Origin of the sequence: Clostridium sp. UBA871, assembly GCF_002295255.1 — a bacterium.
Classification (GTDB): Bacteria; Bacillota; Clostridia; order Clostridiales; family Clostridiaceae; genus Clostridium_J; species Clostridium_J sulfidigenes.
Genome location: NZ_DBFV01000011.1, coordinates 585771 through 600000, shown reverse-complemented (window position 1 = coordinate 600000; position 14230 = coordinate 585771). Strand labels below are relative to the sequence as shown.

Genomic DNA, 14230 nt, shown 5'->3' with positions numbered 1-14230 from the left:
TCATATTCTTCTTATTGGGTTTACACAGATTATTTTATACTTTCTTATAATGTTCCATAATTATCTTTATCTAAAATAACTAAAGCTCTAGTTAATTCTTCCACATGTTCCTTTTCATCTCTAGTTATTTCATTTATTATTTTAACTAAAGTACTGTTATCTAAGTTTCTAACAAATTGTTCATAAAGCAAAATAGCCTCTAACTCTCCCTTTATTCCCTCTCTAATAGTTACAAGTAGATTAACATCCTTATCATATTTATTAGTATAATCTTTATACTTTTCCTTAGATGATATATTTACATGTTCCCTAGCTTCTTCTTCTAAAGCAGCTTGCTCTGGATCAATACATCTTAGAGCATTTAAAAACATTGCATAATGTCTCTTTTCATCTTCCATAATATGATGAAATAGTTCCTTAAGTTCTTTATTTTCTGTAATTGTTATAAAATGACTATAATCATTTATTGCTACAACTTCTGCAACAAGCCCTTCTCTTAAAAATCCTTCTGCACTTTTGGCAATACCTTGTGGTTGTCTTTCAGTAGTATAACTCATAATAGCCCCCTTAATTATTTATCTATGTTATATATATTATAAATAATTTTATCTTATGAATGCTTCTTCTACATTTAGACGTATTGCTTCTATATCTAAAGGGATTTCATATACACATTTTTAGATAACTCATTAAGTCTATCCTCATCTAATATATATATTTTTTTATTATCACATTTTATAATTGATTTTGATTCAAGCTCTTTAAATGTTCTCACTAAATGCCTATAAGTTGTTCCTAAAAATTCAGCAATCTCTTTAAATGATGAGTTTAAAAGAATATAATTTCTATCATCTTCTAAATGCTCAACTAGGTAGCTAGCTAGCCTATTTACAAGAGGATATACAAAGTTATATGAACTATTATTAATGGTTTCATGAAGTTTTTCACTTAAAGAACCTACTAAATGATGTAAAAAGTTCACATTATCAATATAATTTGCTCTAAGTATAGTTGATGGTATGGCAATTAAAAAAGTATTTTCTATAGCTTCAACATTACATTGTATGGGCTTATTTTTTAAAAACTCTAAATCTCCTATAGTATTAAAGTCTTTATAAAACTTTAATAGCATTGATTTACCATTTTCAAAAAGATATGATATTTTAATTTTCCCATCTACAAGCAAATAGTAATATTCAAGTTCATCCTCCGCTTCTAATATAATTTCATCTTTTTCATAAAAATGGAGTTGAGCATAGTTTATTATATCCTCATCAAATAGATTTTCTATATTATACTTAGTAAAATACTTGTTTAAGAGTTGCTGATTCAATATTTTTTTCATAAATTCTCCTTATCATGACATATGTCCTATAGATATATACATCAATATGGTAACTTATGCAATAGAGGATGTAAAGTATAGATGGAGGTTTATTATGAATTACGAAGTTATAATTTTTGATGCAGATGAAACTTTATTTGATTTTAAAAAATCTGAGAGATACGCTCTTAAAAATACTATGATTGAGTTTGGCATAGATTATGATGAGAATTATCATTTAAAAGTATATAAGGATATAAATACAATTATATGGAAAGAGTTTGAAGATGGACTTATCATTCAGAGTGATTTGAATATTGAAAGATTTAGAAGACTATTATATAAATTAAATGCTAAATTTGATGAAGTTAATTTTGCAAAATCATATGTAAAACATTTATCCAGTGCATCATTTTTATATGATGATAGTATAGCTCTTATAGAAAGTCTACATAAAAATTATAGGCTTATTATAATCACTAACGGTCTTAAGGATGTACAAGATAATAGAATAAGAAAATCTGTCATAGGAGGATACTTTGATGATATAGTAGTATCTGATGAAATTGAAGTATCTAAGCCAGATCCTAGAATATTTGAACATACTTTAAAAAATATAAATCATACTGATAAAACCAAAGTATTAATGGTAGGCGATAGCTTAACTTCAGATATACAAGGGGGAATAAATTTTGGTATAGATACCTGCTGGTTTAATTCTAATAAGATTATAAACAAAAGTGCTATAAACCCTACATATGAGATTTCCAATCTTATGGAGCTTAAGAGTATAGTTGAAAAATAGATAATATTAATTCATAACTAGCAATATAAAGTTTATATATTTATCTTAACAATGGATGTAAAAGTGGATTCACCAAGAATCCACTTTTACATATGCAAACTATTTTTTCTTTAATTTTAATCTTAGCTTCTAATACTCATTATCATGCACTCTTATGTTTATACTATCTGCTACAATATTCTGCTAATATTGATTGTACTTCATAAATGTTACAACTACTGCTAAAGGTCTTTTCTATAGGCATGCTCATCCCTGAAACAAATATTTTAAGTTCTGCATCTAAATCAAAATGTCCTGATGTTTCCACTTTGAAATTAGTAATTGCTCTATATGGTATTGAATGATACTCTACCTTTTTACCAGTAACCCCTTGCTTATCAATAATAATTAATCTTTTATTTGTAAATATAATCATATCTCTTACTAACTTGTATGCTTTTTCTATTTGTTCATTAGAACCTAATAATTTCATATAGTCTTCCTTGATTTTATTGATATCCACCTCTGACGCATTTCCTATTACACTACTAAATAATCCCATTACCATCACTCCCTTTATAAAATTAATTTAATTATACCCTAAATAACAAATATTAGTAAATATTTTTATATAGTTTATCTTACCTTAAATGTGTTTTTTGTGTCCCTATATTTCCTTTGTATATACTGTAATTAAATTCTATCGCCTAATTTAAATAATCTTATACAAAAAATAAGCTTAAAAGCTCTTGTTTACTTACATTTCCAAAATAATTCTTTATATTAATATTATCTATTACTCTATGAATTTCTTCAGTATTATGCTTTTTACCTATAAGAGCTTTTTCAATATCTTCAATATTTCCTTCTCCAAAGAAATCTCCAAAAATTCTTATGTGCTTCATTATACCCTTTTCAACATCAATACTTAATTCTATAGTACCAGCAGATAATTTTTTCTCATTATAAAAATTATATTTGGGCGACTGTCCAAAATTCCACTGCCAAGTTTCATATTTAGTTTTAACTAGATTTTTAATCTCTTCAATTTCCTCATTATCTAAAGTAGTTATAACCTTATCTTTTTCTTCTCTACCGATATACTCGAATATTTTATTTTTAAAATCTATAACACTAAAGGATTCCTGTAAATGTTCACTAATATTTGTAATTCTACTAGATACAGATTTAACTGCTTTATCTGAAAATTTTATGGGTTTAGAAATTAAAGCATCACTTAAGTTAACTATGTCAGAAGAAAATAATAAAGTCCCATGATGCATTACTCTATTTTTATATTTACATTGAGCATTTCCAGAAAACTTTTTACCATCTATTAAAAGATCATTTCTCCCTGAAAACTCTGCCTTTACTCCTAATTCATTTAATACACCTATGATTGGAATAACAAAGGTCTTAAAATCATTGAATTTTTTTCCATCATCCTCAACTATAAATGTAAAGTTTAAATTCCCAAGGTCATGAAAAACAGCTCCACCTCCACTTTGTCTCCTTACAACTTTTATATCATGCTTTTTAATGTATTCCTCATTAATCTCTGATAAAGTATTTTGATTTTTTCCAACTACTATACAAGGTTCATCTCTCCAAAGTACAAAATATTCACCATTCTTTTCTCTTAATAAATACTCCTCTAGAGCTAAATTGAAATAAGGATCTGTGCAATTATTATCAATATATCTCATTTTTTCTCCTTTTTATTTTGAATATAATATAATGCATATTTTAAAAATAGTAGTTACCTATTTATACTGTGTATAGCTTCTTTATTTAATCCTAAGACAGCTTCATGTAGTGCCTCACCTAACGTTGGATGACTATGAACCACTTCTTTCAGCTCTGACACCGTCATTTCCTTTTCAACCATGATAGTGCCTTCTAGTATTAAATCTGACCCATGGGGTCCAAGAATGTGCACACCTAAAATCACATTGTTTTCATCACTTATAACTTTTACCAAACCTTCACCTTCACCTAAAGCTAAAGCTTTTCCATTGGCACCAAACATAAATTTATTTTTTTTATAGTTTATTCCCTTTTCTTTAGCTTCTTCTTCTGTAATTCCTACTACTGCTATTTCAGGGAAAGTAAAAATACAAGAAGGAATCACTGCTTTATGACAAGGTTTATTTAATAATATATGTTCCACAGTTTCCACCCCTTGGTGAGAAGCTGCATGAGCAAGAAGTGAAATCCCATTAACATCTCCAACAGCATATACACCCTTTAAAGAAGTTTCATAATTTTCGTCAACCACTATGCCTTTTTTATATATGTTTATTCCTAATCTATCCACATCAATACCTTCAAAATTAGGTTTTCTTCCTTTTGCAAGAAGTACTTTCTCCCCTCTTACTTCAAAGTCACCTTTCTTACCCTGACATTGTATAACTATTTCTTCAGCCTCTCTAAAACTTATAACTTTAGTTGAAGTAAGAATCTCTATTCCAGACTTTTTTGCCATAGCTGAATATCTCTTTGAAATATCTTTATCTATATCGTATAGTATAGAATTTCTCGCAACTATCACTGTAACTTTACTTCCCATAGCATTAAAAATGCTGGCAAACTCCATTCCAATTACTCCACCACCTATAACTACTAAGGATTTTGGTATATGATTAAAATCTAAAAGTTCAGTGCTTGTTATAATATGTTTACTATCATATATTCCTTCAATGGATGGGATTTCAGCTTGAGATCCAGTAGCTATAATTATATTTTTTCCTTTAATAGTTATTTCTTCTTCACTGCATACTGTTACAGTATTTTTATCAATTAATGTAGCTTTACCCCTTATAAGTTCTACATTATTTCCCTTTAAAAGAGCTTCTATTCCAGTTACTAAGGTTTTTATAATGCTTCCTTTTCTTTCTTGAATTTTATCTACATCTATTTCAAAATTATTTGCTTTAATACCAAAGTCTTCAATATGACTTAAGTTATTAAAAAGTTCTGCAGTTCTATATATGGTTTTAGTTGGAATACACCCATAATTTAAACATGTCCCACCTAAATTTTCTTTTTCTATAAGGCACACTTTTGCTCCTAATTGCGCTGCTCTAATGGCAGCCACATAACCACCAGGTCCTCCGCCTATTACAATTATATCTTTCATAACTACACTCCTCGTATTAATATGTTCTGTATGAATTACTATATTAACTTTATATGCAAGCTTATTTTAGTTAAAACTTTAACAAATATTTATAAAAAGGCATTAATATAATCTTTGACATTATTATATTAATGCCTATAAATTTTAATTCTTAAAAAGTTACTTACTCCACTTTAAGATTGGTGTTCTTGCTGCTTTAACTTGATCTAACCTTCTTACTAAAGCATTTTGAGGAGCTTCATGTAAAACTTCTGGATTCTCCTTAGCTTCTATAGCTATTATCTTCATAACTTCAACAAACTCATTGATGGACTCTAAGCTTTCACTTTCAGTTGGTTCTATCATAAGAGCATCTTCAACTATTAGAGGAAAATAAACTGTTGGTGGATGTACACCATAGTCAATCAATCTTTTAGCTACATCTAAAGTTGATATATGATTTGGGTTATCTTTTAAACCAGCAAAGATAACTTCATGCTTACATACCTCATCTATAGCTACCTTATAATAATCTTTCAAAGCTTCTTTTATATAATTTGCATTTAATACAGCATTCTCTGAAGCAGCTTTCAGTCCTTCACTTCCCATAGTTAGTATATAGGTATAGGCTCTAACTAACACTCCAAAATTCCCATAAAAACTTCTTACTTTTCCAATAGAATCAGGTCTATCATAATCAAATACAAACTTCTCTTCTTCCTTTTTTATAATTGGAACCGGAAGAAACTTAGAAAGTTTACCACATACGCCTACTGGACCTGCTCCTGGACCACCACCACCATGTGGTGTTGAAAATGTTTTATGAAGATTTAAATGACACACATCAAATCCCATATCACCAGGACGAGCTTTTCCCATAATAGCATTTAAGTTTGCTCCATCATAGTATAAAAGTCCGCCTGCTTCATGAACCAACTTACTTATATCCTCTATATTTTTCTCAAACAAACCTAAAGTATTTGGATTTGTAAGCATCAGTCCCGCTATTTCATCATTTAAAACTTTTTTTAGTTCTTCTATTGAAACCAATCCATCCTTATCAGATTTAATTTCAACTATTTCAAAACCTGCCACTTTTGCACTTGCAGGATTTGTACCATGAGCTGAGTCAGGAACTATTATTTTTTTACGTTTAAAATCATTTCTACTTTCATGATATGCTTTTATTAATAAAAGTCCTGTGAATTCACCATGAGCTCCAGCAGCGGGTTGCAATGTAAAATCATCCATACCTGTAATTTCACATAACTTTAAGGAAAGGTCGTGGATAAGTTCTAATGCACCTTGTACATTTTCTGCTGATTCTTTAGGATGAATTTTACTAAAACCAGAAAACATAGCCACATCTTCATTAATTTTAGGATTATATTTCATAGTACAAGAACCTAGAGGATAGAACCCCTTATCTACACAATAGTTTTTATTAGAAAGAGCAGTGTAATGTCTAACTACATCAACTTCACTTACTTGTGGAAGATATGCATCCTCTTCTCTTAACATATTTTTAGGTATAACAGACTCTATATTTATATCCTCCACATCTATTTGTGGAAGCGTATAACCTACTTTACCCTCACATGATAGTTCAAAGATAACTTTATTATAACTTTTCATTATATCTCCTCCATCACTTTAACTAATTTGTCTATTTCATCCTTCGATCTTTTTTCTGTTACACAAAGTAACATAGAATTCTTATATTGAGGGTAATCTTCTTCTAAAATATATCCACCTAAAATATTATTATCTAGTAATTTGTTATTTATTTCACATAAGCAAGTATCAGATTTCACTGCAAACTCTTTTAAAAATGGTTTATTGAATAGTGGCTTATATTTACCACTCTCTATTAATTGATTAAAAGCATAGTGAGACTTTTTGATGCATTGAGCTCCTATTTCTTTTATACCTTCTTTTCCTATTGTAGCCATATATACAGCAGCACCTATTGCCATCAATGTTTGATCAGAACATATATTAGAGGTAGCTTTTTCTCTTCTTATATGTTGTTCTCTTGCTTGAAGTGTTAATACATATCCTTTGTTACCATGACTGTCGTCAGTTTCTCCAACAATTCTACCTGGCATTTTTCTCATAAGCTTTTTAGTAGTATTTAGAAATCCTAGACCCGGTCCTCCAAAGTTAATATTAGCACCAAGACTTTGACCATCCCCTATAGCTATATCTGCCCCTAGTTCACCAGGGCTTTTTAAAACACCTAAAGATAATGGATCCACACTCATAATAAGTAAAGATTTATTTAAATGGATATCCTTCTCTAATTCCTCTACCTCTTCTATAATTCCAAAGAAGTTTGGACTTTGTATAATAACTCCTGCTACATCTTTATTTAATAATGATTTTACCTTCTCAATATCTGTAACTCCATTACTTTCATCAACTTCTAATAAATCGTACCCTTTATATTTTAGATAAGTTTTTAAAACTTGTCTTGTGTCCGGATGTACTGTTTTAGAAACTATTATGGTATTTCGCTTTGTATTTTCTATAGCCATTACAGAAGCTTCTACTGCTGCTGTAGCCCCATCATACATAGATGAGTTTGAAACTTCCATACCTGTTAAGTTACAAATCATAGTTTGATACTCAAAAACTGCTTGTAAAGTTCCTTGGCTAATTTCAGGTTGATATGGAGTATAAGCTGTATAAAATTCTGTTCTTCCAGTTAAATGTTTACATATAGAAGGAACATAATGATCATACATGCCTGCACCTAAAAAACAAATAAAATCTTCTATAGATTTATTTTTATTAGCTAAGTTAGTCATTATTTTCTCAACTTCTAACTCAGATAAACCTTTATCAATGTTTAATTCTCTATTTAATTTTAAATTATCCGGAATATCTTTAAATAAATCCTCTATTGATTTTACAGAAATAAAATCAAGCATTTGTTTTTTTTCTCTTTCTGTAATAGGAATATAAGGAAACATATTATTCACCTTCTTTACATAGGTCTTTACATAATTCTTCATACTCTTCAGCTTTTAATAAATCTTTTAAATCATCTTTATTTGATAATTCTACACAAATCATCCAAGCGTCATATGCATTTTCATTTACTAGAATAGGATTATCAGTTAACTCTTCATTAACTTGTAGTACATTACCACTTGCAGGCATGAAAATATCTTCAGCAGCTTTAACAGATTCAATTGTTGAAAAAGCTTCTCCCTTAGAAAACTCATCACCTTCTGATGGTAAATCTACAAAAACTATATCACCTAATAATTTTTGTGCACAATCTGTAACTCCTATATAAGCTTTATCTTCTTCTACTCTTATCCATTCATGATTCTTTGTATACAATAAATTTTCCAATACTAACATGATTAATCCCCCTTATTTTTGAGTTTTTTTACTATAAAACTTCTTATTGACAACCATTGCCTTTAATTCTTTATTTCTAACTTTTATAAAAATTTCTGTACCTAATGCTGCGTACTTAGCATCAATTAACGCAAATCCTATTGTTTTGTTTAAGGTAGGAGACATATATCCAGTGGTTACATGTCCTATTTCTTCATTATCCTTAATTACTATATAGCCATGTCTTCCTATACCTCTATCTATCAATTCATATCCTACTAATTTTCTGGTTACTCCATTTTCCTTTTGTTTTATCAAAACATTTTTACCAATAAAATTTTCTTTATTAAGTTTCACAAAAAATCCAAAACCCATTTCTAATGGAGTTATAGTTTCATCCATTTCATTCCCATACAATGGAAGGGTAGCTTCAAATCTTAGTGTATCTCTAGCGCCAAGTCCAATAGGTTCAACACCTTCATTTTCTCCAGCTTTAAGTATTTCTCTCCATAAGACTACTACATCCTCAGGTTTTGCATATATTTCAAAGCCATCTTCACCAGTGTATCCTGTTCTTGAAATTAAAACTTTTTTATTACATATGTCTATATCATCTTTAAACTGGAAAAATCCTATATCTGATAAATTAAGTTGTGTTAATTTTTGTAATACTTCTTGAGCTTTTGGCCCTTGAAGTGCCAATTGAGCAACACTATCAGAAATATCTTCAATGGTTACCTCAAAATTATCTTTGTTATCTAACATCCATTTAAAGTCTTTTTCTTTATTGCTTGCATTTACAACTAAATAATAATAATCTTCTGAAAATTTATACACTAGTAAGTCATCTACAACACCACCATTTGGATAACACATGAAACTGTATATGACATCTCCATTTTTTAGTGTTTTCACATCATTTGTTAAAAGATAGTTAACAAATTTTTCAGCATCCTTTCCCTTTACTAGCACTTCACCCATATGAGAAACATCAAACAAACCTGCTCTTTCTCTTACGGTTTCATGTTCATGTAGAATTCCCTTAAATTGAGTAGGTAATTCATACCCAGCAAACTCTACAATTTTTCCACCATTCTTCTCATATTCTCCTCTTAAAGGAGTAACTTTTAAATTGTCCAATTAACTCCCTCCTTAAATTAAAAATAATGTATATAAGTCTATTATAACGCTAATTTATTTATATGCAATATTTTACTCAAAATACAATATTTAAGAATAAAATAATTCATAACTATATTAATCCTCATATAAATTTCAAAACTAAAGTGGCTATAAGTTCTATAGCCACTTTGTACAAAATCTACGATCCAACATTTTTTTCTAATAAATATTCTATATTATTTCCACTTAAAACTAATATATCACCTTGATTAATTAGTGTAGAGCCTTTTGGAACTATTATTTCACTATCTCTTTTTATCATTACAATAAGTATCTCCTCTGGAATATCCGCTTCCATTATAGTCTTTTCTTTCCAACTACTGTTCGAGTCAACATTATACTCTATTAATGTTGTAGACCTATCTTCTTGATAGTCGGTAAATGTTTTTAATACTGTTTTTGTATCATCTACTAAATCTAACTTTCTAGCTACTTTAGGGATTAATGTGCCTTGAATAGCTACTGATAATAAAGCTATAAAAAATATTATATGAAATATATCATTTTCTAATGGTATCCCTGATGTTATTGCATATATTGCAAAAACAATTGAAGCTGCCCCTCTTAATCCTACCCAAGAAACAAACAACTGTTGTTTAAATGGTATCTTAAACCAACTTAAAACGCTAAAGGTTGCGATTGGACGTGCAATTATTATCATAAATATTGATATTAATATAGAGCTCCCTATAACACTTGGTAATTCAGAAGGAAATGCTAATAAACCTAATACAAAAAATAGCATAATTTGCATTATCCACGATACTCCATCAAAGAAATGAACTAAGCTTCTCTTGTGTGGAATTTTGCTATTTCCAATGATAATACCAGCTATATAAACACTTAAATATCCATTACCGCCTACCCATTCACTTAATGCATAAGATAAAATGGCAATTGCCGTTATGAATATTGTATAAAATCCATCTACTTCAAAATTTGCATTTCTCATTATATAGACCGTTAGCTTAGATAATATCACCCCAATTAATATACCAAAAATAATTTGTCCAATTACTGTAGGTACTATTGAGCTGATACCCCCATTATTCATTAATGTTAAAACTATTAATGTTAGCATATATGCAATAGGGTCATTACTTCCACTTTCAACCTCTAGTATAGATGCAATTTCTCCTTTTAAGTTTAATTTCTGTGAACGTAATATAGAAAATACTGATGCTGCATCTGTAGACCCAACTATGGAGCCTATTAGCAACCCTTCTAAAAGACTTGTTTTAAGGACAAAATAACAGAATAATCCTGTCAATCCTGATGTGATTATTACCCCAAATGTAGACATTAAAATGGATTCTCTTGCAACAGGTTTAGCTTCTTTCCAATTGGTACCAAACCCACCATAGAACATTATAAATACCAACCCAAAGGAACATAATTCTCTTGTAAGCTCATAATTATCAAAATATATTCCTACTACACCATCTGAGCCAAATAACATTCCTAAAATGATGAATATAAGTAACATTGGTACACCAAACTTATATAATACTTTACTGGATGTTATGCAAATTAGTAATACTAATCCACATATAATCATTAACTCAAGCATATTACCTCCTTAATTTATATTATTTATTATAATTAATTTTTTTAATTTTAGATATTCTCATATATATATTATACAATAAAATTGAATTCAATACATAAAAATTCCTCCCTAATCAAATTATATTTGTGTAAAGTCTATTAAATTTAACAAAAATTTTAATGAATTTTCATCATGATATAAAAAATAGTAGCTCACCATAAATATGTTAGCTACTATTTTTATACTATTTTTATACTATTTAGATTTTATTTCAATCCATCTTTCATCATAAAGCTTAATGTTGTCACCAAGGTCTATGAATGATTCACATTTATCAAGAAGAGTCTTATCTGGATAAGCTACTGGATTAGATTTAACATCTTGTGAAAGCATTTCAAGAGCTGCTTTATTTGGTGTAGAATATCCTATATAATCTATGTTTTGGACAGCATTTCCCGGCTCTAACATAAAGTTTATAAATTTCTCTGCATAATCTTTATTTTCTGCATCTGTTGGTATGCATAATGCGTCTACCCACTTATTGGTACCCGTTTTAGGGATTCCATAAGCTAGATTTTCATTTTGTTCCATAAGAGTTATTGCATCTCCAGAATAAACTATTCCCATAGCAGCTTCTTCTCCTAAAAGTCTATCTTTACCTTCATCATTAACATAAGCACGAACTAAAGGTCTTTGAGCTATTAATTCAGCCTTAGCTTTATCTAGTTCTTTTTCATTTATGCTATTTTGAGAATATCCTAACTTCATTAAGGCAATAGCCATAGTATCTCTAACTGAATCAAGCATTAGGATTTCTCCAGAGTATTTCTCATTCCATAAAATGTCCCAACTATCTACAGGATCACTTACCATATTTTTGTTATAAAGAATACCAAAAGTTCCCCAGAAATAAGGTACACTATATTCATCATTTTCATCATAGCTAGGCTTTTTAAAGCTTTCATCTATATTTTTATAGTTAGGAATATTAGAATAATCTATCTTCTGGATTAATTTCTCATCCTTCATCTTTTCAATCATATAATCTGATGGAACTATTAAATCATATTTTGATCCACCACTCTTTATCTTTTGATACATGATTTCATTGGTATCGTAGGTTTCATATACTACCTTTATACCAGTTTCTTCTTCAAACTTTTCTATTAGAGATTCATCTATATAATCCCCAACGTTATAAATATTTAAAACATCACTAGAGGATTTTGTCCCACAACCTGTAAGCATAGCTGTCACCATTACCCCTGTACATACTAGAGCTATAATTTTTTTTAATTTTTTCATCTTATTACTCCTTCCCTACCATTGCTTGCTTTCTGTTAGATAATAATAATAGTATTAATACTGTTATAAACATTAATGTAGTCAGTGCATTAATCTCTGGTTTAATACCTCTCTTTGCCATAGAATAAACCTCGATTGATAAGTTAGTTACTCCATTTCCAGTGTTAAAAAAGCTTATAATAAAGTCATCTATAGACATAGTAAAAGCAATTAAAAATCCTGAAATTATACCTGGTTTTATCTGTGGAAGTATTACCTTTCTAAGGGTATACATAGGTTTTGCGCCTAAATCCATAGCAGCTTCTTCTACATTGTCTGGAAGTTGTTTTAACTTTGGCAATACAGATAAAACTACATATGGTATATTAAAAGTTATGTGTGCAAGTAACATAGTTAAAAATCCTAACTTCATATTAAAAAATATAAAAAGTATCATAAGACCTATTGCTGTTACTATATCAGGATTTAATACAGGTAGATAGTTTATATTGAGAAGCATTGCCTTTTTAGGCCCCCTCATTCTATCTATCCCTATAGCACTTATTGTTCCTATGACTGTAGCTATTGCTGATGCCAATATTGCTACTACTACAGTGGTTATTAAAGCTGAAATTATTCTATCATTATGAAACAATTGCTGATACCACTTAAAAGTAAACCCTTGCCATCTTGCCATGGATTTTGAATCATTAAAAGAAAATAGTGCTAGGGCAAAAATAGGAGCATATAAAAATATAAATATTAAAATCAAATATATATTTGAAAATATTTTTTTTGCTTTTACCATAATACTCTACCTCCTCCTTTTTCATCATCATCTGAAAACTTAGAGGTTAATCCCATAGCTAATAAAATTAATATCATCATAAGGATAGATATTGCAGAACCAAAGTTCCAATCTCCAACAGAAGTAAACTGCTGCTCAATTAAATTTCCTATGAGCATGTGCTTTCCACCACCTAAAAGTTGCGAGATTACAAAGGTAGATACCGCTGGCATAAATACCATAGTTATTCCTGAGATAACTCCTGGTATACTTAAAGGAAAAATTATCTTCATAAAAGCTGTAATTTTTCCGGCTCCCAAATCATAAGCAGCATTAACTAAATCTTGATCCATCTTTAATAGCGATGTATATATTGGTAGTACCATAAATGGAAGAAAGTTATACACCATTCCAAGAAGCACTGCACCATTTGTATATAGTATATCTACTGAGTTTAACCCAATGATATTAAGTAAGTTATTAAGCAAACCATTCTTTCCTAGAATTGCAAGCCATGCATAGGTTCTAAGCAAGAAATTCATCCACATTGGAAGAATAAATAACATTATAAGCATTCCACGTTTATTCTCTGGTTTTCTTGATATCATATACGCAATGGGATATCCCATTACTAAACATAAAATTGTTGATTGTAAGGCTAAGCTAATAGATCTAGTAAATACCTTTATATATAAAGGATCCATTAATCTTTTAAAATTATTTATAGAGAATTGGTAGCTTCCGCTCACTTTTTCTGTAAAGCTAAAAAATACTATTAGAAGAAGAGGTACTATTATAAACAAGGAACTCCACAATACATAAGGATAAGCTAAATATGATTTCTTTTTCAT

Annotated in this window: 14 protein-coding genes; 1 reads left to right on the top strand and 13 read right to left on the bottom strand. The window is 29.3% G+C overall.

What is annotated here, in order from left to right; genetic code table 11:
* Positions 1-44: 44 nt before the first annotated feature.
* On the bottom strand, positions 45-557 hold the full coding sequence (locus tag B3086_RS15935; protein WP_346879492.1) for a ferritin-like domain-containing protein: 513 nt from the start codon (positions 555-557) through the stop codon (positions 45-47).
* A 95-nt stretch (positions 558-652) separates the two neighbouring features.
* A complete protein-coding gene (locus B3086_RS15930; RefSeq protein ID WP_346847375.1) occupies positions 653-1345 on the bottom strand; it encodes a Crp/Fnr family transcriptional regulator in 693 nt (230 codons plus the stop codon).
* 94 nt (positions 1346-1439) lie between these two features.
* Here B3086_RS15930 and B3086_RS15925 point away from each other — a divergent pair, with 94 nt between their 5' ends.
* Positions 1440-2129, top strand: coding sequence for a YjjG family noncanonical pyrimidine nucleotidase (locus B3086_RS15925; RefSeq protein ID WP_346847374.1), 690 nt, complete (start codon positions 1440-1442; stop codon positions 2127-2129).
* A 163-nt stretch (positions 2130-2292) separates the two neighbouring features.
* Here B3086_RS15925 and B3086_RS15920 read toward each other — a convergent pair whose 3' ends face one another.
* From B3086_RS15920 to B3086_RS15870, 11 genes are all read right to left on the bottom strand, one after another.
* A complete protein-coding gene (locus tag B3086_RS15920; RefSeq protein WP_346847373.1) occupies positions 2293-2670 on the bottom strand; it encodes a PH domain-containing protein in 378 nt (125 codons plus the stop codon).
* Positions 2671-2830: 160 nt separating this feature from the next.
* Positions 2831-3814 (bottom strand): lipoate--protein ligase, encoded by a 984-nt coding sequence (locus B3086_RS15915; protein WP_346847372.1) that lies wholly within the window; start codon positions 3812-3814, stop codon positions 2831-2833.
* A 53-nt stretch (positions 3815-3867) separates the two neighbouring features.
* Positions 3868-5247, bottom strand: a complete 1380-nt coding sequence (gene lpdA / locus B3086_RS15910) for a dihydrolipoyl dehydrogenase (RefSeq protein WP_346893894.1) — start codon at positions 5245-5247, stop codon at positions 3868-3870.
* A 159-nt stretch (positions 5248-5406) separates the two neighbouring features.
* Positions 5407-6861, bottom strand: coding sequence for an aminomethyl-transferring glycine dehydrogenase subunit GcvPB (gene gcvPB / locus B3086_RS15905; protein ID WP_346877267.1), 1455 nt, complete (start codon positions 6859-6861; stop codon positions 5407-5409).
* Positions 6861-8201 (bottom strand): aminomethyl-transferring glycine dehydrogenase subunit GcvPA, encoded by a 1341-nt coding sequence (gene gcvPA, locus B3086_RS15900; protein ID WP_346894100.1) that lies wholly within the window; start codon positions 8199-8201, stop codon positions 6861-6863. Before gcvPA ends, gcvPB begins: the two co-directional genes overlap by 1 nt.
* 1 nt (position 8202) lies before the next feature.
* Complete coding sequence (gcvH, locus tag B3086_RS15895) at positions 8203-8598, bottom strand: glycine cleavage system protein GcvH (protein ID WP_346878510.1); 396 nt, start codon at positions 8596-8598, stop codon at positions 8203-8205.
* Between the two features lie 12 nt (positions 8599-8610).
* Positions 8611-9717 carry a glycine cleavage system aminomethyltransferase GcvT gene (gcvT, locus tag B3086_RS15890; RefSeq protein ID WP_346847368.1) on the bottom strand — a complete coding sequence of 369 codons (1107 nt, stop codon included), beginning with the start codon at positions 9715-9717 and terminating at the stop codon, positions 8611-8613.
* A gap of 181 nt (positions 9718-9898) precedes the next feature.
* Complete coding sequence (locus B3086_RS15885; RefSeq protein WP_346847367.1) at positions 9899-11329, bottom strand: potassium/proton antiporter; 1431 nt, start codon at positions 11327-11329, stop codon at positions 9899-9901.
* A 234-nt stretch (positions 11330-11563) separates the two neighbouring features.
* The gene (locus tag B3086_RS15880) at positions 11564-12613 is read right to left on the bottom strand and encodes an ABC transporter substrate-binding protein (RefSeq protein ID WP_346847366.1); all 1050 of its coding nucleotides are present in this window, start codon (positions 12611-12613) and stop codon (positions 11564-11566) included.
* A 4-nt stretch (positions 12614-12617) separates the two neighbouring features.
* Positions 12618-13400 (bottom strand): ABC transporter permease, encoded by a 783-nt coding sequence (locus tag B3086_RS15875; RefSeq protein WP_346847365.1) that lies wholly within the window; start codon positions 13398-13400, stop codon positions 12618-12620.
* A complete protein-coding gene (locus tag B3086_RS15870) occupies positions 13394-14230 on the bottom strand; it encodes an ABC transporter permease (protein WP_035130173.1) in 837 nt (278 codons plus the stop codon). The genes B3086_RS15875 and B3086_RS15870 overlap by 7 nt, the downstream gene beginning before the upstream one ends.